Here is a 21,445-nt window from a genome sequence, read left to right on the forward strand (position 1 = left end):
CGGCGGGTTTCCGAGGTGCTGCGTCCCGTCGGACCCAGCCGTTGGGGGATGGCCGTCTGGCTTGCTGTGGGCCTCGGGGCGATCCTCGGGGTGACGGCGGCGGCGGGTCGACCTGCGCTGGGGTCGGCGCTGGGGCTGGGTTTCGTGCTGACGGCGGTACCGTCGCTTCCCGTGGCGTGGCGTCCCGCGGTCGTCACCATGGGAGTGCGGGGCCTGGCGATCCTGGTCGGAGCGACCCTGGCGGTGCTCACCTCGGGCCATCCGCCGGCGCTGGCAGCGGTGACGGTGGTGGCGGCCGTGGCCGGTGCGTTGTTGGTCGAGGTGGGTCCGACCGCGGCGTTGGCGGTGGTGCTGATCGCGATCGACGTCCCTGACGACCCCGGGGCCGCCTCGCTGGTGCCGTATCTCGTCGGTGTACTGGTGGTGCCGGCCGCCTGGAGTGCGTGGTACGGATGCACGGTCGTGTGTCGCCGGCGTGGCTTGCCCGCGCCCTCATCGGGTCGGATCGGCGCGCCGTGGCGGGAACGCCGGCCCCACGCGATCCGGGTCGGCATCGCGGTGGCCGTCGCGGTAGGGGCGGCCGGGTTGTTGCCCGATGACCTGGTCGGCGGCCATTGGCTGGTGACCAGTGTCGTGCTGACCGTGCAACCCGTTGCGCGGGACACCGGACTGCTTCTGGCGCAGCGGTTGTCGGGCAACACGGTCGGTGCGCTGATCGCCGCGCTGATGCTGGGCACGCACCCGTCGCTGCCCGTCGTGGCGGTCCTCACCGTGGTGTTGTTCACCCTCGCCATGGCGCTACGCCCGGTGAACTACACGTGGTGGGCGGTCACCGGCCCACCGGTGCTGCTGGTGATCAGCGAATACCCGGCGTTGTTCCCCTGGTACGAGGGCGGCGTCCGGCTGGCGATGAACCTCGTCGGCGCGGTCATCGTGCTGGTGGTGGTGTTCGGCGCTCCAGCTCTGGGCCGGCTGCGCCGGGCGGACGCCGAACCCGATTTCCCGCAGCGCGATTCGTCGGATAGTGTATACAAAATCCAATCGAGGAGGTCCTAGGTGACCACGCTGCTGGTGGAGGACATCGGGCTGCTGGTGCACGGCGACGCGAACATCGCCCCGCTCCGTGACACGACCCTCGTCGTCGAGGACGGCCTCATCGTCGGCGTGGGGACCACCGTCGGTGCGCCCGACCGCGTGCTCTCTGCAGGTGGACTGACAGTCATGCCCGGTCTGGTCGACGGTCACATCCACCCGACCTTCGGTGAATGGACTCCGGCGCAGAACTCCGTCGGCTGGATTCACAACTACCTCCATGGCGGCACCACCTCGATGGTCTCGGCCGGCGAACTGCACATTCCGGGTCTGGCGTTCGACGCGCTCACCCCGGAGTTGGTGCTGAGCATCGCGATCACCTCCAAGCACACCACCGGGCGCATGCGGCCGTCCGGGGTCAAAGTCAACGCCGGCACCGTGCTGTTGGTACCTGGCATGACCGAAGAACACTTCGACCGGGCTCACCGCGAGGGCATCGACCAGCTGAAGTTCATCTTCTACGACTGGAACCGGTTGGGCGACGGCGAAGCCCAGCGGTACGTGCGGTGGGCGCACGAGCGGGGGATGACCGTCAAACTGCACTCCGGTGGGGTCTCCCGGTCGGGTTCGAGCCGGGTCGCCGGAGCAGAGGTGGTACTAGCGGTCGAGCCGGATGTGGTCGGCCACATCTCCGGCGGCCCGATCCCCCCGCCGGATTCGGACATCATCGCGATCATCGCCGGCCTGCCCGACACCCACGTCGAGGTGTGCAGTTCCAACAACTACCGTGCCACGACGGTCGTGGTGGACGAGCTTCGCCGGGCAGACAGACTGGACCGCCTCACCCTCGGCACCGACACCCCCGGCGGCACCGGTGTCATCCCGCGCGGAATGCTGCGCAACATCTGCTATCTGGCCTCGGTGTGCGGCGTCGACCCGGTGGCGGCGGTCGCGGCGGCGACCGGACAGACGGCACGGGCGCATGGCCTGGACACCGGGGTGATCGCCGAAGGGCGACCCGCGGATCTGTTGGTGCTCGGCCCGATCACCGGGTCGGCGGCCACCGACGCGCTGGACTCGTTTGCGCTGGGGGACCTGCCCGGAATCGCGAGCGTCCTCGTCGACGGGGTACCGCTGGTCGCCACCCGCAGCGAGCAGACCCCGCCGCCAAGCCGATCGGTGAGCTGGCGGGGCGCTGACGTGCGCCCGGCCTCACCACCACCGCGTCCTGTCGGCGCGCACGCGTCCGGCTGCTGCTGATCCCCCTCGACCGTTAGGAGACATGATGTCCCGCCAGCCCACCCAGAACGGCGGCCCCACCGCCCCGGACGTCCTGCTGCGTGTCGACGGCATGCTCGACGACGAGGAACGTCAGATCCGGGATACGGTGCGCGCGTTGGTGAAAGGACGCATCGCGCCGGACATCGCGGCGTGGTACGAGAACGGCGAGCTTCCGGTCCGTGAGCTCGCCGCCGAACTCGGCGAACTCGGCCTGCTCGGCATGCATCTGCAGGGTTACGGATGTGCCGGCACCACCGCGACCGCCTACGGTCTGGCGTGCCTGGAGTTGGAGGCCGGTGACTCGGGCATCCGGTCGCTGGTCAGCGTGCAGGGCTCGCTGGCGATGTTCGCGTTGCACGCCTTCGGCAGTGAAGAACAGAAGCAGCAGTGGCTGCCCGAGATGGCGCGAGGCCGCATGATCGGCTGTTTCGGGCTCACCGAGCCCGACTTCGGCTCCAACCCGGCCGGAATGCGGACCCGCGCCTCACGTTCCGGTGACGACTGGATTCTCGACGGCACCAAGATGTGGATCACCAACGGGTCGGTGGCCGACGTGGCGATTGTGTGGGCCCGCACCGACGACGGGGTGCGGGGCTTCGCCGTGCCGACCGACACTCCGGGCTTCACCGCGCACACCATCAAGTCGAAGATGTCCCTTCGCGCTTCGGTCACCAGCGAGCTCGTTCTCGACGGAGTCCGAGTCCCCGACAGCGCCCGCCTCCCCGGCGCCACGAGCCTGCGGGCTCCGCTGAGCTGCCTCAACGAAGCCCGGTTCGGAATCGTGTTCGGCGCCGTGGGCGCCGCGCGGGACTGCCTGGAGACCGCGTTGAGCTACGCCCAGTCACGGATGCAGTTCGACCGGCCGATCGGCGGATTCCAGCTCACCCAGCAGAAACTCGCCGACATGACGCTCGAGTACGGCAAGGCCCTCCTGCTCGCGCTGCACCTCGGCCGCACCAAGGACGCCGACGGCCTGCGGCCCGAAGAGGTGAGCCTGGGCAAGCTGAACAACGTGCGGGAGGCCATCGCGATCGCCCGCACGGCGCGCACCATCCTCGGGGCGAGCGGCATCACCGGGGAATATCCGGTGATGCGCCACGCCAACAACCTGGAATCGGTGTTGACCTATGAAGGCACCAGTGAGATGCATACCCTGATGATCGGGCAGGCGCTCACCGGTATCGCCGCGTTCCGCTGACCTCCAGGAGCCGCAGTGGCCGAACCGATCGACGAGTACTTCACCCGAGCCGTCTCCGGGCTGACCGCATCGCATGCCGATGCCGACGTCATGCTGCGCGGTGTCTCGCCGAAGACCTGTCTGGAGGTGTTCGACGCACAGTTGGGCAGTCGTCATCTCGACCTGGCTGCGCGCTGGTTGCGATCGAGGAACCAGGGCTTCTACACCATCGGTTCCTCCGGGCACGAGAGCAATGCGGCGGTGGCCACCGCGTTGCGCCCGAGCGATCCTGCGCTGCTGCACTACCGTTCCGGGGGTTTCTACCTCGCCCGTGCACGGCAGGTCAAAGGAAGTGACCCGCTGCGCGATGTGCTGCTCGGGTTGGTCGCCGCGACCGACGAGCCGATCTCCGGTGGGCGGCACAAGGTCTTCGGCCGCCACGATCTGAGCGTCATCCCGCAGACCTCGACCATCGCCTCACACCTGCCGCGGGCGGTCGGGGTCGCCTTCTCCATCGCCCGCGCACGCAAGCTGGGTGTCGAGTGTGCCTGGCCGTCGGACGCGTTGGCGGTGTGCAGCTTCGGCGACGCGTCGGCCAACCACTCGACGGCGGTCGGTGCGATCAACGCGGCCATGCACACCGCCTACCAAGGTGTGCCGATGCCGCTGCTGCTGGTGTGCGAGGACAACGGGATCGGCATCAGCGTGCGCACCCCGCAGGGCTGGATAGCGCGTACCTACGGCAACCGTGCGGATCTGGAGTACTTCACCGCCGACGGCGCCGACGTGGCCGAAGTGCTGACCGTTTCGCAGCGGGCCGCCGAGTACGTGCGTACCCATCGTCGGCCGGCTTTCCTGCACCTGCGGACGGTGCGGCTCATGGGACACGCCGGGTCCGATTACGAGCCCGGCTACCGCAGCGGTGACGAGATCACCGCCGACTACGGACGTGACCCGCTACTGGGCACCGCCCGGATTCTCGTCGAGACCGGGATCTGCACCGTCGCAGAGGTTCTCGACGCCTACGAAGCGAAGCGCACCGACGTGCTCGCGCTGGCCACCGACGTCGCCGAGCTGCCGCAGTTGGACAGCCCGCATGCGGTCATGACACCGCTGCGGGAGGCCCGCGACGACGCGGTGCGGGCCACCCGCGAGGCCGCGTCCCGGGGGGACCGCGGGAACGAAGGGCCGGCGCTCACGGTGGCACAGGCCATCAACCGGGCGCTTCACGAGACGTTGACCGACCACCCCGAGGCGTTGCTGTTCGGTGAGGACGTCGCCCGTAAGGGCGGTGTCTACGGCGTGACCCGGGGGCTGGCCGGAAAAGCAGGAGCAGCAAGGGTTTTCGACACTCTGCTCGACGAGCAGTCGATCCTCGGACTGGCCTTGGGCGCCGGCGTCTGCGGGCTGCTGCCCATCCCGGAGATCCAGTATCTGGCTTATCTGCACAATGCCGCCGACCAGATCCGCGGCGAGGGCGCCACGCTGCAGTTCTTCTCCAACCGGCAGTACCGCAACCCGATGGTGGTGCGGATCGCCGGATACGGTTACCAGAAGGGTTTCGGCGGGCATTTTCACAACGACAACTCGATCACCGCGATCCGCGACCTGCCCGGTGTCGTGGTGGCCTCCCCGGCGCGGCCCGACGACGCCGCGGCGATGATGCGGTCGTGTGTGATCGCCGCACGCACGGCGGGCGTGGTGTGCCTGTTCCTCGAGCCGATTGCGCTCTACCACACCCGCGACCTGCACGACGACGGCGACGACGGCTGGCTGGCCACCGATCACGGCGGCGTGGTGCCGATCGGCAGTGCCCGGACCTACGGTGACGGCCGCGACCTGACCATCATGACGTTCGGCAACGGGTTGCGGATGAGCCTGCGCGTGGCGCGCCGACTGGCCGAGCGGGGCATCGCAGCCCGCGTGGTCGACCTGCGTTGGCTGGCCCCATTGCCGGTGACGGACATGCTGGCCGAGTCGCAGGCCACTGGTCGGGTGCTCGTCGTCGACGAGACCCGCGAGAGCGGCGGTGTCGGCGAGGGGGTGCTCACCGCGTTGATCGAGCACGGCTTCCCCGGAGCGCTGGCGCGGGTGGCCAGCCACGACAGCTTCATCCCCCTCGGTGATGCGGCACTGGAGGTGCTGTTGTCCGAAGAGACCATCGAGTCGGCGGCCATCAAACTGGTCAGCGGTCGGTAGGGGAGACCTGCAGCGCGGCCGTCAGCACCGGAACGGTGAGGTCGCGCTGCCAGTGCCGCGCCCCGCAGTCGCGCAGGAACGCCTCGACGGCCGCGGCCGTGGCAGCGGGGCTGTCTGCGCCCTGGCCGGTCAGTTCCCAGTCCCAGCACAGCCGGCGCACGGTGTCGGGCGCCAGCAGGTTCTCGGCAGGCACGTTGAGTTGCTCGGCCAGGTGGGTCAGCCCGGAGCGGACTGCTTCCAGTCGTGCCGCGGCCTCAGGCTTGCGGCGGGCCCAGCGCGACGCCGGTGGCGGACCGTTGGAGGGTTCGGCTGAGCTGGGTGGTTCGGAGGTCGCGCGGGCCCGGGCGAGCGCGTCGAGCCACACCTGTGCACTGCGCCGTTGCCGGGATCCGCCGAAAATGGGCAGGGCAGTGAGCTTGTCGACGCTGTCTGGATCCACGGTCGCTGCGTTGACGATGGCGCTGTCGGGCAGGATCCGGCCGGGAGCGATGTCCCGCCGCCGCGCGATCTGGTCCCGTGTGGTCCACAGTTCGCGCACCGCGGCCAGCGCGCGGGGGTTGCGGACCTTGTGGATGCCCGAGGTGCGTCGCCATCGGTCCCGCCGGGTGGGCGCCCCCTCGAAGGTGCGCAGGAACTCGAACTCCTGGCGTGCCCACTCGGTCTTTCCCTGCTCGGCGAGGACGTCGTCGACGGCGTCGCGCAGTTCGACGAGCACCTCGACGTCGAGGGCGGCGTAGTTGAGCCAGTCGGCGGGCAGTGGTCGTTTGGACCAGTCCGCCGCCCCGTGGCCTTTGGTGAGTTGCAGACCGAGCAGCCGTTGGACCATCGCGGCGAGGTTCACCCGGTCGTAGTTGGCCAGCCGGCCTGCCAGCTCGGTGTCGTACAGCGAGGTCGGCCTCATCCCGATCTCGGCCAGGCACGGCAGATCCTGGTCGGCGGCGTGCAACACCCACTCGTCGGTGGCGAGCACATCCGCGAGCGGGGCCAGCACCTCGACCGGGTCACCGCCGTGGCTGACCGGGTCGATCAGCACCGTGCCCGCACCGGCGCGGCGAATCTGCACCAGGTAGGCGCGATTGGAGTAACGGAAACCCGAGGCGCGCTCGGCGTCCACCGCGAACGGCCCCGTGCCGTGCGCGAGAAGATCGGCGGCCCTGGCGATCTCACCGCGGCTCGCCGACACGGCGGGCACGCCGTCGCGCGGCCTCAGCAGCGGGGTGGCCTCGGGCTGGTCGGCGTCGGGTTCCACGACGGAACCGGCGGTATCGGGCTCGGACATCGAGTTCAGGCGCGCGACCGCGAACCGAGATCGGTCACGCCGGCGGGAGGTAGCCCCGCGGCATGCTCGAGCACTTCACAGAACGCCTGCACGTGCGGGCCGAGTTCGGCGTCGGTGGCGGTCCACGACGCGCGCAGCTCGAGCTGATGCGCACGTGGCGGTCCGGAGATGTCGCCGTAGCGCACCGAGGTGGTGGCGGTGACGGTGCCGCCGAGCGCGGTGACGTGCTCGGCCCGCTGTTCCAGCGCGTCGACCAGCCAGCTCCAGGCGACCTCGGGCAGCAACGGGTCGACCGCCTCGCTGGAGTCGAGGTCCGCCTGGATGTAGGCGACCAGTCGCATCGTGCCGTCCCAGGCTTCGGCGCCCTCGGGGTCGTGCAGCAGGATCAACCGCCCGAAGGCGTCTCCTTCGGAGCGTTCGGGGATGATCGCGGTCTCGGGATGCTTGATCTCGGCGCCCAGGGCGTAGCTGAACGGTGCCAGGCGCTGGGGTGGCCGAATGGGGCCCAGCTCGATCTCCGGACGCACGGTGGTGGCATTCATCGCCGCCACCGCGTCGCGGAACTGAGCGGGTTCGGCGGAGGTCACGCCGTCTGACGCTAGTCCATATCACCTGGTCTGTGCTCATGGCGCGCCGAATCGGACGGCGTCGGACATGGCAGCATAGGAGGCGATGAACACGCGCCGCGAGCTGCCCGAATCCCCTTACCTGGCCGCCGTGGCCGGTCGCAAGCCCCACCGGGTGCCGGTGTGGATGATGCGGCAGGCCGGCCGGTCGCTGCCCGAGTACCGGGCATTGCGGGCCAAGAACACCATGATGCAGGCCTGCTTCGACGCCGACCTGATCACCGAGATCACACTGCAGCCGGTGCGCAGGCACGGCGTCGACGCCGCCATCCTGTTCTCCGACATCGTGGTGCCGCTCCGGGCCGCGGGGATCGACGTCGACATCGTGCCCGACGTGGGTCCGGTGATCGGCCATCCCGTGCGCAGCCGCGCCGACGTCGCCGGCGTCGGGGAGTTGGACGGCGAGCAGGTCGCACCGGTCGCGACGGCGATCAGCCAGCTCACGGCCGCGCTGGGCGACGTTGCGCTCATCGGTTTCGCCGGGGCGCCGTTCACGCTGGCGTCCTACCTGGTCGAGGGCGGGCCGAGCCGCAACCACGAGCGCACCAAGGCGATGATGTTCGGCGACACCGACACCTGGCATGCGCTGATGACGGCCCTGACCGATGTCACGGTCGCGTTCCTGCGGACTCAGCTCGAAGCCGGGGTGGACGCCATCCAGGTGTTCGACTCCTGGGCCGGCACGTTGTCGCTGGCCGACTACCGCGCCTACGTCCTGCCGCACAGTGCCCGGGTGTTCACCGAGCTGGCCGGCCACGGTGTGCCGATGACGCATTTCGGGGTGGGTACCGCCGAGCTGCTCGGGGCCATGTCGGAGGCCGTCGTCGGACACGGCACCCCTGCGGTGGTCGGCGTGGACTGGCGCACCTCGCTGACCGACGCCGCGAGCCGGGTCCGGCCCGGTTGCGCGCTGCAGGGAAACCTCGATCCGGTGGTGCTGCTGTCGGGCTGGCCGGTGGTCGAGCGGGCAGTGCGCGCGGTGGTCGAGGACGGTCGGCGTGCGGTCGACGCGGGCGCGGTCGGGCACGTCTTCAACCTGGGTCACGGGGTGCTGCCGGCCACCGACCCCGAGGTGATCACCGATGCGGTCGCGTTGGTGCACGAACTGTGAGCTCATCGACCGGGCCGCGCTATTGCGTTGTCGGAGGGGGCATTTCAGGACTCGTCGCGGCCTACCGGCTACGGGTGACCGCCGGACCGGACGCGTCGATCACCGTATTCGATCCCGCTGACCGCCTCGGTGGCGTCCTGCGCACGGAACGCATCGCCGGGCAGCCGCTGGACGTGGGGGCCGAGGCCTTCGTGGCCCGCCGGCCCGAGGTGACGGCGCTGCTGGCCGAGCTGGGCATGACCGACAAACAGATCGCCACCACCGGGGCGCGCCCGCTGATCTACAGCGAAGATCGCCTGCACGCACTGCCCAGGGACACCGTCAACGGCATCCCGTCGCGGCCGGACGCCCTGGTGGGCCTGGTGGACGACGCGACCATCCAGTGGATGCGCGACGAACCCCGCCGGCCGTTCTCGTGGCGTACCGGTGCTGACCCGACGGTGGCCGAACTCGTCGGCGATCGTTTCGGTGAGCAGGTGGTCATCCGCTCGGTCGACCCCTTGCTGGCCGGGGTGTACGCGGGCTCGGCCGCCACGATCGGCATCCGCGCGGCCGCGCCGACGGTGGCCACCGCCTTGGACCGCGGTGCGCGCAACCTCACCGAGGCCGTCACCACGGCGTTGCCGCCACCGGCCCCGGGGTCGGTGTTCGGCGCCGTCGACGGCGGCTACACGGTGCTGCTCGACGAGCTGGTGCGCCGCTCGGATCTGCGCTGGGCGCAGATCGGGGTGCGCACCGTGATGCCGGCGCAGCGCGGGTGGGACGTGCTCGACGACGACGGGCAGCGCTGGCCGGCCGATGCCGTGGTGCTCGCGGTGCCGGCCCCGCGGTTACCGGGGCTGATCGGTGACCTCGCGCCCGAGAGTGCCGCTGCGGCCGCCACCATCCCGGTCGCCTCTGCCGCGGTGGTGGCGCTGGCACTGCCCGGCGGCACGCCGTTGCCCGAGCAGTCCGGTGTGCTCGTGGCCGGTCGCACCCGGCTGCACGCCAAGGCGGTCACGTTGTCGTCTCGCAAATGGGGCAGGCGCGGCAGCACCGAGATGGTGCGCCTGTCCTACGGGCGACTCGGTGACGACATCGCCCGTGGCGCCGGCGACGACGAACTCCTGGCCTGGGCGGAGCAGGACCTCGCGCAACTCTTCGACGTTCACGTGCAACCGGTGGAGTCGCGCGTCGTGCGCTGGATCGACGCGATGCCGCAGTACGGGCCCGGCCACGCCGACGTGGTCGGCCGGATCCGCGCCGGGCTGCCGCCGAGGCTGGCGGTGGCCGGCGCTTACCTCGACGGCATCGGGGTGCCGGCCTGCGTCGCGGCGGCCACCAGGGCTGCGGCTGCGCTGGTCCGCACCGGCTGACGAGCCCCCGGCGCGCCACCTCGGGCGTGGCACGATGGGCGCATGGCCAAGCTCGATTACGACACGCTCAACTCCACGATCCGCTACCTCATGTTCTCGGTGTTCGCCGTGCGCCCTGGCGAACTCGGGTACGACGAGGATGCGCGTGCGGCGGTGGTGCAGGACACCGCGACGTTCCTCAAGCGCCAGGAGGACAACGGCGTTGTGGTGCGCGGCGTCTACGACGTGGCCGGGATGCGCGCCGATGCCGACTTCATGATGTGGACGCACGCGGAGAACGTCGAGGCCCTGCAGGCGACCTACGCCGAGTTCCGCCGCTCCACCACGCTAGGGCGCGCGTCGAATCCGGTGTGGAGCAACGTGGCCCTGCACCGGCCGGCAGAGTTCAACAAGAGCCACATTCCGGCGTTCCTGGCCGGTGAGGAGCCCGGCGCCTACATCTGCGTGTATCCGTTCGTCCGCTCGCTGGAGTGGTATCTGCTGCCCGACGACGAGCGGCGCCGCATGCTGGCCGAGCATGGCATGGCCGCCCGCGACTACAAAGACGTGCGCGCCAACACCGTTCCGTCGTTCGCGCTGGGTGACTACGAGTGGCTGCTGGCCTTCGAGGCGCCGGAACTGCACCGGATCGTCGACCTGATGCGGGATCTGCGGGCGACGGACGCGCGTCGGCACGTGCGCGAGGAGACGCCGTTCTTCACCGGGCCGCGGGTGTCGGTCGAGCAGCTCATCCACGCGTTGCCCTGACCGGGACCGGGTTTGCTGGTCGGTTGGCTTCCGTGATCGCGATGGACGGCGTGCCGGCGTAGGAGTCCAGCCACCTCGCTGACCCTGCCCGTCGACCCGCCTTTCGCGCTCGTCAGCATGTATATGACGGTGACGTCAGTTACTGCGCGCTACCCCCTGGGGTGTTGCTAGCATCGACCGGTGCTGAGCCCCAGGGCAGCGGTGAGCGTCATCGCTGTGTCGGCGGGAGCTTTCTCTGTTCTGCAGTTGAGCAGGTGGAGCACCCTGCCGGCGGTTCGCGTCGTCAACGACGTGGTGGTGATGCTGGTCGCTCTGTCGGCCGCCGTGTGTGCCGGGGCGGCTGCGCGACGCCTGCACGGACGACGTCGGGTGGCCTGGTGGTGGATCGCCGTCGGGCTCTGCGGGTTCGCCTCCGGCCAACTGGTCTGGACCTACAACGGGCTGACCAACGAGGTCCCGCCGTTCCAGTCGGTGGCCGACGTCGGCTATGCGCTGATGCCCGTGGGCGCCGGCCTGGCCCTGCTCGTCATGCTGCGCGACTACCCCCGTTCGACGATGCTGCGGGTGCTCCTCGATGCGGTCGTTGTCGCCGGCGCGTTGTTCGGGGCCGTCTGGGTGGGGCTGCTGGCGACGGTTTACGCGGCCAAGGCGATGGACTGGTTCGCGCTGGTGCTCGTGCTGATGTACCCGGTCACCGGGGTCGCGGTCGTGACGATCGCACTGCTGCTGCTCGTGCGGGCCTCGCCGACAGAACGCCGGCCGTTGGCGATGCTGACTGTCGGGTTGATCTCGATCTGGATCGCCGACGTCGCCTACGCCTACCTCACCACGGTCGAAGGCGTCTACCGCGAAGCGATCTCCCTGGGCTATGTCTACGGATTCATCGCCATCGGTGCCGCGGCCCTGGCGACCCGCGCACGAGCGGCCGCCCTGCCGGCGAAACCGCCGACGGTCTTCTCGCCCGCCTCCATGTGGATGCCGTTTGTGCCGGTGACGGCGGTGGTGGTGATCTGCGCACCGATCATGATCCCGCGTCTGGGGCCGCTCTACATCGTCGGCGCGCTGACGATTCTGGCGGTGATGCTGCGCCAGATGCTGGTACTCAGGGACAACCGCGGGCTGCTGGCCGAGGTCTCCGACCGGGCGTTGCGCGACCCCTTGACGGGCCTGGCCAACCGCACCCTGTTCATCGACCGGCTCACCCACGCGATGGCGCTGCAGAAGCGCGAAGCCCGAGCGGTCGCAGTGCTGCTGATCGACCTCGACGACTTCAAGCTCGTCAACGACAGCCTCGGCCATCCGGCCGGCGACACCATCCTGGCGCGGGTGGCCGAACGCCTCAACAATGCGGTGCGGGCCAGTGACACCGTCGCCCGCCTCGGCGGCGACGAATTCGCGGTGCTGATGGAGGGCGACCCCGACGCCTCCCGGGCGGTGGCACACCAGGTGGTGGCCGCATTCGACCGGCCGTTCCTGATCGACGGTCAGGATCTGTTGGTGCGCCCCAGCGTCGGACTGGCCATCGCGACGCCGGACAGCGCCACCCTGACGGTCGAGGATCTGCTCAAGCAGGCCGATGTCGCCATGTACAGCGCCAAGCGGGCCCAGGCCAGCACGCCGTTCACGTTCAGTCCGGAGATGGAGCTGCAGTGGGGCGAGGATCCGGCGGTGTCAGCCCCGGTGCCGGTACGGGGCAGCGACACCGGTGTCGCCGGACGGGCGTCGCTGCGGCTGCTGCGTGACCTGCGGGGGGCCTTGGACCACGGCGAGTTGAGCGTGGTCTACCAACCCAAGTTCGACCTGCAGTGTGGGACGGTGGTGGGGCTGGAGGCGTTGGTGCGCTGGCCGCATCCGCACCGCGGGATGTTGACCCCCGACCAATTCCTGCCGCTGGTGCGCCAGCACGGGCTGATGCGGTCGGTGACCTCTGCTGTGCTGGACCGCGCGCTCGACGACGCGGCGCAGTGGTGGGCGGCGGGCGCCGAACTGCCCGTGGCCATCAACGTGTTCGCCCCCGCGGTGGGCGACCTGGGCTTGCCCCGTCAGCTGTCGTCGGCGCTCGACCACCGGAGTCTGCCGCCGGAGATGCTGACCGTCGAGATCACCGAGGACCTGCTGCTGGATAACCTGGCCAAGACGCGGGTGGTGCTGAGGATGCTGCGCGAGCACCGGATCCGCGTCGCGATCGACGACTTCGGCAGTGGCTACTCGGCGCTGTGGTACCTGCGCGAATTCCCGGTCGACGAGCTCAAACTGGACAGACATTTCATCGCGCCGATCCTGACCCATGCTCCGTCGGCGGCCATCGTGCGGGCCGTCATCGACCTCGCCCATGCACTCGCCATCACCCCGGTGGCCGAGGGTGTCGAAAATGTCCAGACCGCGCAGCGGTTGCTCGACTACGGGTGCACCATCGCTCAGGGCTACCACTTCAGCAAGCCGTTGTCGGCGGACGCGGTCCTGGAACTGGTTCAAACCCGACGGTTGGCTTCGGAGGAGGCCGGTGACAGCGTCCACTGACCAGAGCTCCCACTGCCCAGAGCGTCCGCTGACCAGCTGAGTCATCCTTTGCTGATTCAACAGAAGCGGGAACTACGTTGACGCCGGCGCAAATGCTGCATGTACTGGATCAACCTGCTGAAATGCACGTATACCTCCGACTCGGTGAGCTGCTGAACCGATAGCAAATCGATTCGGCAGGCGGGTTCTGGCACGAGTCGCCGATGGTGAATTGCTAGAATCCGCGCATGTCGAGCCGGCGAGGGGTGACGCTCGGTGTCACGGTCGCGGGCGTGGGCTATGCCGTCTGGCTGCTGTTCGGTGGGGCCGCCGACCCGTCGTCGCGGGTGGCGGGCGAGGCGGGACTCGTCGGGTTCTCGTTGTTCGCCGCGGTGTGCTCGGCGCTGGCGGCGTACCGGCGCAGCGGCCGCGAACGTAGCGCATGGGCCTGCATGGCGCTGGGCACTGCAGGGTGGGCGGTGGGCGCCGCCGGATGGAGCGTGTCCCGGCTCGCGGCACACCAGACACCTCTGCCCTGGTGGTCCAGCGTGGGCTATCTGCTCTTCCTCGCCGGTGCCGGGGTGTGCCTGGTCTTCCTGCTGACCGCCCAGTCGCCCGGAGCGCGCCTGCGACTGATGCTCGATGGACTCACCGTTGCCGCCGCCCTGTTCGGCGTGGCCTGGGTGGCGGTGTTGGACGACGTCTACCGCGTCCGGTCGAGCGACCCGATGTCCACCGCGTGGTCGCTGGTCTATCCCGTGGGTGACATCGTCTTCGTCGCCGTCGCGGTGCTGCTACTGGTCCGGGCGCCCGCCCACCGACGTCCCGAGTTGTCGCTGCTGGCCGGTGGTCTGGTGCTGATCGCCGCATCGGACACCGCCTACGCGTACTTCGCCGCCACCCGGGAGGTGTGGGGTCCTCAGGAGACCGCGGTGGGCTGGGTGCTGGGCTTCGTCGCGATCGGTCTGGGCGCGCTGTCAATGCCCGGAGCCGACCGGGGTGAGGCCGACGGCGACCACCTCGCCCCCTCCCGCACGTCGACTTGGCTGCCGTATGCGACCGTCGCCACCGCGACCGTGTTGTGCGCGCCCGCGCTCATCGACGGGATGGAACCGGTGTTCGTCGGGGCCGCGGTCGCCGTGTTCGCGGTGATGGTCCGCCAGTTCCTGGTCATCGGCGAGAACCGGCGTCTGCTTCTCGAGTTCGCCGACCAGGCGCGGGGTGAGCGGATGGCCGGGCCGGCGAACGGAGCGGACCCGGCGGCCGGGCCGGAGCCCGCGGCGAATCCGGACGCGGACGACGTGCCGGATGCGGCGCGCCTGCTCGGCGAGTTGCGGCACGCCATCGACCACGGCGAACTGACCATGTTCTACCAGCCCAAGGTCGACATTCGGGGCGCGGCGATCGTCGGTATGGAGGCACTCATCCGCTGGCCGCACCCGCGGCGTGGCCTGCTCGAGCCGGACCGGTTCCTGCCTCTGGTGCGTCAGCACGGGCTGATGCGCTCGATGACCACCGTCGTCCTCGAGCTGGCGCTCGACGAGGCCGCTGAGTGGTACCGCCGCGGCGTCGGGGTGCCGGTGGCGGTCAACGTGTTCGCCCCGGCAGTCAGCGATCCCGCGCTGCCCGACCGGATCATGGGCGCCCTGCAGGCTCGCGGGCTGAGCCCGCAGGCGCTGACCGTGGAGATCACCGAGGACCTGCTGCTGGCCGACATGGACAGGACTCGATCGGTCCTCAACACCTTGCGCAGCAACGGGATTCGAGTGGCGATCGACGACTTCGGCAGCGGCTACTCGGCGCTGTGGTACCTGCGCGAGTTCCCGGTCGACGAGATCAAACTCGACAAGGAGTTCGTCGCGCCGGTTCTCACCCAGCCGACCTCGGCCGAGATCGTACGGTCGGTGGTCAACCTGGCTCATGCCCTGGGCATCACCCCGGTGGCCGAGGGCGTCGAGAATGCGGCGACCGCAGAACGCCTACGGGAGTTCGGGTGTGACGTCGGGCAGGGCTACCTCTACAGCCGGCCTCTGCCGGCTGCCGACACGGTGGCGCTGCTGTCGGCGCACAAGCGCGGCCGCTACGTCTGCGACGGCACCAGCCGCAGCGAGATCGAGTTGATGCAGTAGCGCTGGTCGGTGGGCGTGGGGTAGCCCTCGCCCTCGAAGACGTGGCCGAGGTGGCTGTGGCAGTTGGCGCACAACACCTCGACCCGACGCATGCCCAGGGAATCGTCGGCACGCAGGATCACCGCGTCGGAGTCGGCGGGGTCGAAGAACGACGGCCAGCCGCAATGGGATTCGAACTTCTCGGTGCTGCGGAACAACTCTGCTCCACAGGCGCGGCACTGATAGACGCCTTCGGTCTTGGTGTCGGTGTACTCACCGGTGAACGGGCGTTCGGTGCCCGCGCGGCGCAGCACCTCGAACTCCTGAGGATCGAGGCGGCGGCGCCATTCGTCGTCGCTGAGCACCAGCTTGGGGCCTTGCCTGGCATCGTGGCCCGAACCTGTCGCTGTCATGGCGTCCAGGCTACCCGTCGCCCGCGCGGGCGGAGTTGCCCGCGGGCTGCGGTTCGGGCGACATCCAGGGCGGGTCGATCCCGTCGTCGAGCCTGCCGTCCTCGCGCGCGTCGAGGTAGCGGAACAGCAGCACGGAGAACACCACCACCAGCAGCAGCGACCAGCCGTAGGTGATCTTCAGGTACTCGATCGCGCGGCCGGTGGTCGGCCACTTCCACATCAACCACCGATCCATCGTGGTGAACCCGTAGATCGCCAGCCAGGCGACCCAGCTGCGGATGACCGAATTGGGCAGCACCACCGTCATCAGGAACGGGAACAGCATCATCGAGTAGTAGCCCTGACCCAGCGACAGCACCAGCCATGAAGTGAGCAGCAGGACACCCGACGAGGTGAGCATCCAGAAGAACGGGTCGCGGCTGCGGTAGTAGCGGTAGAGCAGCCACAGCGCGGCCACGCCCAGGACCGCGAACGCCACCCGCAACGCCATGATCAGCCACATCGGCAACCCGTAATAGATGCCGTTGCCCAGGATCGAGCTGTTGAAGTAGTCCCGCGTGGAGAAGATGTACGGCACGGTGCGGGTGACGAAGCTCATCGGGTCGTTGATCAGCGGCCACGCCACGACATTGAACACGGCGGGCACCGCGAAGGCGGTCACCAGAGCGCGCCACTGCCGGTTGACCAGGGGCAGCAGGAGCAGGGGCGCCAGCAGGGGTTTGACGACCAGCGTCAGCCCGATCGACACCCCGGCCCACCACTCGTGGCTGCGGTCACCGTCCAGCAGCCAGCGCAGGAACAGCACCTCGAACAGCAGGATGACGCCGTTGATGTTGCCGAACACCAAGGTGTTGGTGACATTCTCGGTGCAGAACATCGCCAGCAGCAGCGCCGGGGCGGCCACGGAGGCGAGGGTGAAGTTGAACAGCCGCAGCAGGAAGTATCCGGCGAGCACGATGGCCACGGTGTTGAAGAAGATGAACCAGTTCCGCGACGCCTCTTCGGGCAGGTAGCCGAACGGCGCCATGACCAGAGTTCCGCCCGGCGGATACAGATAGTGCGGATCGACCCAGGTGAAGTTCTCGTCGTAGATGTCGCGCCCGAGCTTGAAATGCACCGCCGCGCGGTAGACCGGTGCGAAGTCGTCAGTGATCCAGCGGTTGGCGACCAACACATAGCTGCGATGGATGACCGCCATGATGGCCAGCGGCCACAGCACCGAACGCAGAACCGTGGCGGCGTCGGGTGGGGAGGTGCGAGGCCGGAAGGCGGTCAGGACAAGATCACGCACCTGCGCACCGTACCCGACGCCCCCGGCGCGCCGAGCGCAGACATGCGGTCACAGGTGTGCGGGCGGCGGGGTGTCAGGCGGGGCAGTAGATGTCCGAGTCCGGCAACTGACCGCTCTGCAGGTAGGTGATCACCGGGGGCAGCGCGCATGCCGAGTAGATCGCGGCGCCGTGCCCGGTGCCCTGCCACAGGACCCGGCGGTTGGAGGACCCGGCGTTGATCGCGGTGGCCGCCACGGCAGCGACGCCCTCGTTGCCGACGATCGGGTCGTGTTGCACGCCCAGCAGCAGCGTCGGGATCTCCAGACCACCGGGCTCCTCGGGCGGTGAAGCGCTCGGCCAGTTCAGGCACTTGACCATGTCCAGTGCGCCCACGGTGCCGAACTGCGGATACTCCCGCCCCCAGGCCACCACGAGTTCGCGGACCCGGTCGGGCGTGGGGCGGGCCAGCGCGTCGCTGCACCGGTTGACGAACTGCCCGTCGGTGTAGCGCAGCTGCTCGGCCTCGCTGATCAGGGCGTTGAATCGGGCGCTGTCGCCGGCGCGGGCATCGGAGATGGCCAGCGCGAGCTCATTGCCCGCGGTGATGCGGTCCCCGCGCGGATATCCCAGGGCCGTCGAGATCGCGCTGGTGACCGCGGCGACCGACGCGCCACCGGGCCCGCGACCGGCGCGGGCGTCGGAGAGCAGCGCGTCGACGGCGGCCGTCGGGTCGGCGCCCAGCGGGCAGTTGGCCGCCACACATTGCGCAGCCCAGGCCTCGAGTGCTGCCTGCTCGCCCTTGACGCGCTGCTCGGTCGCTGCCTCGTCGGCGATGCCCAGCGGCAGCGGTGAGTCCAGGACCAGCCGGGCCACCTTGTTGGGGTGGGAGCCGGCGTAGGCCAGCGCCACCTGGGCGCCGTTACCGATACCGAACAGGGCGAGTGCGGGCACATCCCAGGTGGTGCGCAGGCGTTCGAGGTCTTCGGCGGCGTGCGCGTTGTCGTAGGCGGAGTCGCCGGGGGCGATCGCGTCGGTACAGCTGGTGGTGGCGGTCATGGTGATCTCGCGCAGGTTGGCGACCGGGTCGTCACCGGCCTGGAACTGGACCTGGTCGAACATCTCCTGGCGGTCGAAGCTGTCCCGGCAATCCAGCGCTCCGGACATCCCGATGCCGCGCCGGTCCACCGAGACCACCGGGTGGCTGCTGAGCACCTCGATGCCCGACCGCGACAGCCACACCGGCAACTGCTCCGAGGTGGGCAAATCCGAGCCGGTGGTCATGACCAGAGGCCCGGCGTCGGCGGGGGTGTCGCTGGACCGGGCCCGGACCACCCCGATGTTGACGGTGCCACTGGCACCGGCGATGGGGTCGAGGTCGGCGTCATAGCTGGCGCATTCCAGGGCCACGCCGGGGATCGGGTCGACGGCCGCGGCGCTGAACACCCGCGACGTGCAGTCCTGCCAGGACAGCTCGTTCTTGGGGGCTTCCACGGCCGGCGGCCCGGAGGCTTGAGTGGTGGTTTCGGGGGCGCCCTGCGGGCCCGCCCCGGAGTCGGTGGCATAGCGAGGATTGGCCGCGAGCCCGGGCGCGCACCCGGCCAGCGCCGTGCTCAGCGCAACCGCCAGCACCGCTCCCACACGCAAACGCATGCCGACCACAGTACTGATCGCCGTCAGTCGGCCGGCCCGCGGCGAGCCCGGCTGTAGCGCAGGCACAGAAAGCCCTCGGAATCGGTGAGCACGCGGTCCAGCCGCAGGGTGGCCTGCACCTCACCGGCACCGGCGACGATGCGCCCCGACTTGCCGCCGACCAGCACTGGTGCCACCGTCAGGCACAACTCGTCGAGCAGGTCGGCGTCGGTGAACATGCCCATAACGCCGGGTCCGCCCTCGGTCAGCACGCGCAGCAATCCGCGCTGGGCCAGCGCGTGCAGCGCGGCGTGCAGATCCACCGACGCGGGGTCGGGGCCGGACGCGTCGATGACCTCGGCGAGCTCACCGAGGTGGCTGCGTGCCTCGCCGGCGGCCTCGGTGCTGGTCAGCACGAGCGGTGCGACCTCGGTGCGCTGGAACAGCGGCGCGTCCCGGGTGAGCCGGCCGGACCGGGTCAGCACGGCGATGGGCGGCACCTCGGCTTGTCCGCGCCGGCGCCGCGCCTCGCGATCGGCGGCGCTGAGGCGGACCCCCGAATAGTCCTCCACCAGTGCGGTCGACGCCCCGACGACGATGACGTCGGCCAGGGCGCGCAGCGCACCGAACACCGCGCGGTCGGCGTCTCCGCCGAGCGCGCCGGACTTGCCGCCGCTGGTGGCTGCGCCGTCGACAGACGTGATCATGTTGCCCCGCACCCAGCATCGGGTCAGATTGTCGGGATAGCCGTAGTGCGCTGACAGGTCCCCGGCGTCGACAGCGTCGACGCCGCCCAGGAGTGTGAACTGCGTCCCGTCGCCGTGTTCGGACATACGCAGAATCACAGCACGCCGTTAAGGTGCCTGCATGCACGGGCCCAGCGATGTCGCACATCTGGTCGACCGGCACCCGAGCGTCACTCCAGAACGACTGATCGCTCAGCTGGTTCCGCCGCCCACGTTCGCCGATGTGGGTTTCGACACCTACCGCCCCGATCCGGCCGAGCCGTCGCAGGCTGCCGCGGTGCAGGCGTGCCGGCAGTTCTGCGACCAGGCCGTGACCCGGCGGGCCGGCAAGAAGAAGTTGTTCGGCAAGCGGGAGGTGCTGCCCGGGGTGGGGGTGTACCTGGACGGCGGTTTCGGCGTCGGCAAGACCCATCTGCTCGCGTCGTCGTACTACCAGGTCGGCCAGGACTCGAACGCCAAGCGGGCATTCGCCACCTTCGGTGAGCTGACCCAGTTGGCGGGTGTGTTCGGGTTCGTCGAGTGCATCGAGTTGTTGTCGGAGTACGTGCTGGTCTGTATCGACGAGTTCGAGCTCGACGACCCCGGCAACACCACGCTGATCTCGCGGCTGCTGTCCGCTCTGGTCGAACGGGGTGTCTCGGTGGCGGCGACCTCCAACACACTGCCCGAGCAGCTGGGGGAGGGCCGCTTCGCCGCACAGGACTTCCTGCGCGAAATCCACACGCTGGCAGCGATGTTCACGACCGTGCGGATCGAAGGGCCGGACTACCGGCACCGTGATCTGCCGCCGGCGCCGCAACCGCCCAGTGACGCCGAGGTGGCTGGTCGCGCCGCAGCGGTGCCGGGGGCCACGCTGGACGACTTCGACGGGCTGTGTGCGCATCTGGCGACCATGCACCCGTCTCGCTACCTGACGCTGATCGAGGGTGTCACCGCGGTGTTCATCACCGGCGTGCATCCCCTCGACGACCAGAACGTCGCACTGAGGCTGGTGTCGCTGACCGACCGGCTCTACGACGCCGGCATCCCGGTCGTCGCGTCGGGCGCGAAGTTGGACACCGTGTTCAGTGACGAGATGCTCGCCGGCGGGTTCCGCAAGAAGTACCTGCGCGCCACGTCACGGCTGTTGGCGTTGACCGCCGCCGGTCACGCCGGGCGCACCATCACATAGTCGTGCTCCACCTCGGCGCCGAGGTGGAAGGTCTTCGTACCGGCGATCTCGAATCCGTGCTTGCCGTAAAAGCGTTGCGCGCGAAGGTTCTGCTGATTGACCCCCAGCCAGACACAGGCCGCGTGCTGCGCCGACGCGTAGCGCACCACCGCGTCCATCAGCGCGGCCGACACCCCGGCGCCGTGGCACTCGGGTAGCACGTACATCTTGGACAGTTCGACGGCCGGGCGCAGCGGCACGGCGCGCTGGACGTCGGGGTCGTCGGGAACCCCCCGCACGGTCATCGCATAGCCGAGGATCCGTCCGTCGCGGCGGGCGGCCAGCACCGTGCGCTCGGGGTCGGTGAGGTAGTGGGCGAAGCGGTCAGCAGACAGGTTCTCCGCGATGAACGCGTCGATGTCCTCGGAGGTGCTCGACGGTGGACAGGCCAACGGGAACGTCCGTGCCGCGACCTCAGCGAGGGCGTCGGCCAGTTCCGTTGTGGCCCTGTCGATCTGAAGGGTCAGGCGACATTCCACTGCGCGAGCCGGATGCCGGTGAGCTTGTCGAGCAGGACGACGTTGGACACGAGGTCGCGGTAGCAGTCCCACCACACCCCGCCGCTGAACGTCTGGCCGACCTGCGCGTTGGCCATGCCGAACTGCAACGCGTCGGGCGCATCGCTGTTGCGCGGTTCGTAGGCGTCGCCGGTCGGGGTGACGCCGCGGAACTGGAACGTGATCGCCATGGCGTAGGGCGTCGGTAGCTGGATGGGTGTGATCGTGACGTCGGCGCGGAACACCTGATAGCGCGGGGCGCGAG

Annotated in this window: 17 protein-coding genes and 1 pseudogene; 10 read left to right on the forward strand and 8 right to left on the reverse strand. The window is 69.6% G+C overall.

Going from position 1 to position 21,445, the window contains the following annotated elements; genetic code table 11:
* Positions 1-15 precede the first annotated feature (15 nt).
* The 4 genes from J3476_RS14965 to J3476_RS14980 are packed head-to-tail and all read left to right on the forward strand — an operon-like array spanning position 16 to position 5,689.
* On the forward strand, positions 16-1,056 hold the full coding sequence (locus J3476_RS14965; protein ID WP_207067213.1) for an FUSC family protein: 1,041 nt from the start codon (positions 16-18) through the stop codon (positions 1,054-1,056).
* Positions 1,057-2,292 carry an amidohydrolase family protein gene (locus J3476_RS14970; protein ID WP_207067214.1) on the forward strand — a complete coding sequence of 412 codons (1,236 nt, stop codon included), beginning with the start codon at positions 1,057-1,059 and terminating at the stop codon, positions 2,290-2,292. It begins immediately after the preceding gene.
* A 25-nt stretch (positions 2,293-2,317) separates the two neighbouring features.
* Complete coding sequence (locus tag J3476_RS14975; protein ID WP_207067215.1) at positions 2,318-3,511, forward strand: acyl-CoA dehydrogenase family protein; 1,194 nt, start codon at positions 2,318-2,320, stop codon at positions 3,509-3,511.
* Between the two features lie 15 nt (positions 3,512-3,526).
* A complete protein-coding gene (locus J3476_RS14980; protein WP_207067216.1) occupies positions 3,527-5,689 on the forward strand; it encodes a thiamine pyrophosphate-dependent enzyme in 2,163 nt (720 codons plus the stop codon).
* On the opposite strand, the gene J3476_RS14985 is transcribed toward J3476_RS14980, so the two are convergent.
* Together J3476_RS14985 and J3476_RS14990 are read right to left on the reverse strand one after the other, a co-directional pair.
* Positions 5,676-6,968, reverse strand: coding sequence for a ribonuclease D (locus tag J3476_RS14985; protein ID WP_207067217.1), 1,293 nt, complete (start codon positions 6,966-6,968; stop codon positions 5,676-5,678). The genes J3476_RS14980 and J3476_RS14985 overlap by 14 nt on opposite strands.
* Positions 6,969-6,973: 5 nt before the next feature.
* A complete protein-coding gene (locus J3476_RS14990; RefSeq protein ID WP_152516859.1) occupies positions 6,974-7,555 on the reverse strand; it encodes a DUF3000 domain-containing protein in 582 nt (193 codons plus the stop codon).
* An 85-nt stretch (positions 7,556-7,640) separates the two neighbouring features.
* Between J3476_RS14990 and hemE the strand changes: the two genes are divergently transcribed.
* From hemE to J3476_RS15015, 5 genes are all read left to right on the forward strand, one after another.
* The gene (gene hemE / locus J3476_RS14995; protein WP_207067218.1) at positions 7,641-8,705 is read left to right on the forward strand and encodes a uroporphyrinogen decarboxylase; all 1,065 of its coding nucleotides are present in this window, start codon (positions 7,641-7,643) and stop codon (positions 8,703-8,705) included.
* Positions 8,702-10,060, forward strand: coding sequence for a protoporphyrinogen oxidase (locus tag J3476_RS15000; RefSeq protein WP_207067219.1), 1,359 nt, complete (start codon positions 8,702-8,704; stop codon positions 10,058-10,060). Before hemE ends, J3476_RS15000 begins: the two co-directional genes overlap by 4 nt.
* 42 nt (positions 10,061-10,102) lie before the next feature.
* A complete protein-coding gene (gene hemQ, locus J3476_RS15005) occupies positions 10,103-10,807 on the forward strand; it encodes a hydrogen peroxide-dependent heme synthase (RefSeq protein ID WP_207067220.1) in 705 nt (234 codons plus the stop codon).
* Positions 10,808-10,987: 180 nt separating this feature from the next.
* On the forward strand, positions 10,988-13,327 hold the full coding sequence (locus J3476_RS15010; RefSeq protein WP_207067221.1) for a bifunctional diguanylate cyclase/phosphodiesterase: 2,340 nt from the start codon (positions 10,988-10,990) through the stop codon (positions 13,325-13,327).
* Between the two features lie 227 nt (positions 13,328-13,554).
* The gene (locus J3476_RS15015; protein WP_207067222.1) at positions 13,555-15,435 is read left to right on the forward strand and encodes an EAL domain-containing protein; all 1,881 of its coding nucleotides are present in this window, start codon (positions 13,555-13,557) and stop codon (positions 15,433-15,435) included.
* Here the strand turns inward: J3476_RS15015 and msrB are convergent.
* The 4 genes from msrB to J3476_RS15035 all read right to left on the reverse strand — a co-directional run bounded on the left by msrB (position 15,387) and on the right by J3476_RS15035 (position 19,560).
* A complete protein-coding gene (gene msrB, locus J3476_RS15020) occupies positions 15,387-15,827 on the reverse strand; it encodes a peptide-methionine (R)-S-oxide reductase MsrB (RefSeq protein ID WP_207067223.1) in 441 nt (146 codons plus the stop codon). The two genes, J3476_RS15015 and msrB, sit on opposite strands and share 49 nt — an antisense overlap.
* A gap of 10 nt (positions 15,828-15,837) precedes the next feature.
* Positions 15,838-17,118: a glycosyltransferase family 87 protein gene (gene aftC, locus J3476_RS15025; protein WP_207067224.1), complete on the reverse strand. Its 1,281-nt coding sequence runs from the start codon at positions 17,116-17,118 to the stop codon at positions 15,838-15,840.
* A 73-nt stretch (positions 17,119-17,191) separates the two neighbouring features.
* Positions 17,192-18,748, reverse strand: a complete 1,557-nt coding sequence (locus tag J3476_RS15030; RefSeq protein ID WP_207067225.1) for an alpha/beta fold hydrolase — start codon at positions 18,746-18,748, stop codon at positions 17,192-17,194.
* Positions 18,749-18,771: 23 nt separating this feature from the next.
* The gene (locus J3476_RS15035) at positions 18,772-19,560 is read right to left on the reverse strand and encodes a pyrimidine reductase family protein (RefSeq protein WP_207067226.1); all 789 of its coding nucleotides are present in this window, start codon (positions 19,558-19,560) and stop codon (positions 18,772-18,774) included.
* A gap of 34 nt (positions 19,561-19,594) precedes the next feature.
* Here J3476_RS15035 and zapE point away from each other — a divergent pair, with 34 nt between their 5' ends.
* Positions 19,595-20,644 (forward strand): cell division protein ZapE, encoded by a 1,050-nt coding sequence (gene zapE, locus J3476_RS15040; RefSeq protein ID WP_207067227.1) that lies wholly within the window; start codon positions 19,595-19,597, stop codon positions 20,642-20,644.
* Here zapE and J3476_RS15045 read toward each other — a convergent pair.
* Entirely contained in the window at positions 20,620-21,162 is a 543-nt protein-coding gene (locus J3476_RS15045; RefSeq protein ID WP_207067228.1) for a GNAT family N-acetyltransferase, read from the reverse strand. The two genes, zapE and J3476_RS15045, sit on opposite strands and share 25 nt — an antisense overlap.
* Positions 21,147-21,445: pseudogene (locus J3476_RS15050) on the reverse strand (hypothetical protein); the annotation flags it as partial. The pseudogene J3476_RS15050 and the gene J3476_RS15045, both read right to left, overlap by 16 nt.

The sequence above is a fragment of the Mycobacterium sp. PO1 genome (assembly GCF_017312405.1).
GTDB lineage: Bacteria > Actinomycetota > Actinomycetes > Mycobacteriales > Mycobacteriaceae > Mycobacterium.

Bases quoted from the DNA above. Each gene is read 5' to 3' on its own strand.
- hemQ (WP_207067220.1), top strand. From the start codon at position 10,103: ATGGCCAAGCTCGATTACGACACGCTCAACTCCACGATCCGCTACCTC.
- zapE (WP_207067227.1), top strand. From the start codon at position 19,595: ATGCACGGGCCCAGCGATGTCGCACATCTGGTCGACCGGCACCCGAGC.
- hemE (WP_207067218.1), top strand. From the start codon at position 7,641: ATGAACACGCGCCGCGAGCTGCCCGAATCCCCTTACCTGGCCGCCGTG.
- J3476_RS15030 (WP_207067225.1), bottom strand. From the start codon at position 18,748: ATGCGTTTGCGTGTGGGAGCGGTGCTGGCGGTTGCGCTGAGCACGGCG.
- J3476_RS15015 (WP_207067222.1), top strand. From the start codon at position 13,555: ATGTCGAGCCGGCGAGGGGTGACGCTCGGTGTCACGGTCGCGGGCGTG.
- J3476_RS14975 (WP_207067215.1), top strand. From the start codon at position 2,318: ATGTCCCGCCAGCCCACCCAGAACGGCGGCCCCACCGCCCCGGACGTC.
- J3476_RS15035 (WP_207067226.1), bottom strand. From the start codon at position 19,560: ATGTCCGAACACGGCGACGGGACGCAGTTCACACTCCTGGGCGGCGTC.
- msrB (WP_207067223.1), bottom strand. From the start codon at position 15,827: ATGACAGCGACAGGTTCGGGCCACGATGCCAGGCAAGGCCCCAAGCTG.
- J3476_RS14985 (WP_207067217.1), bottom strand. From the start codon at position 6,968: ATGTCCGAGCCCGATACCGCCGGTTCCGTCGTGGAACCCGACGCCGAC.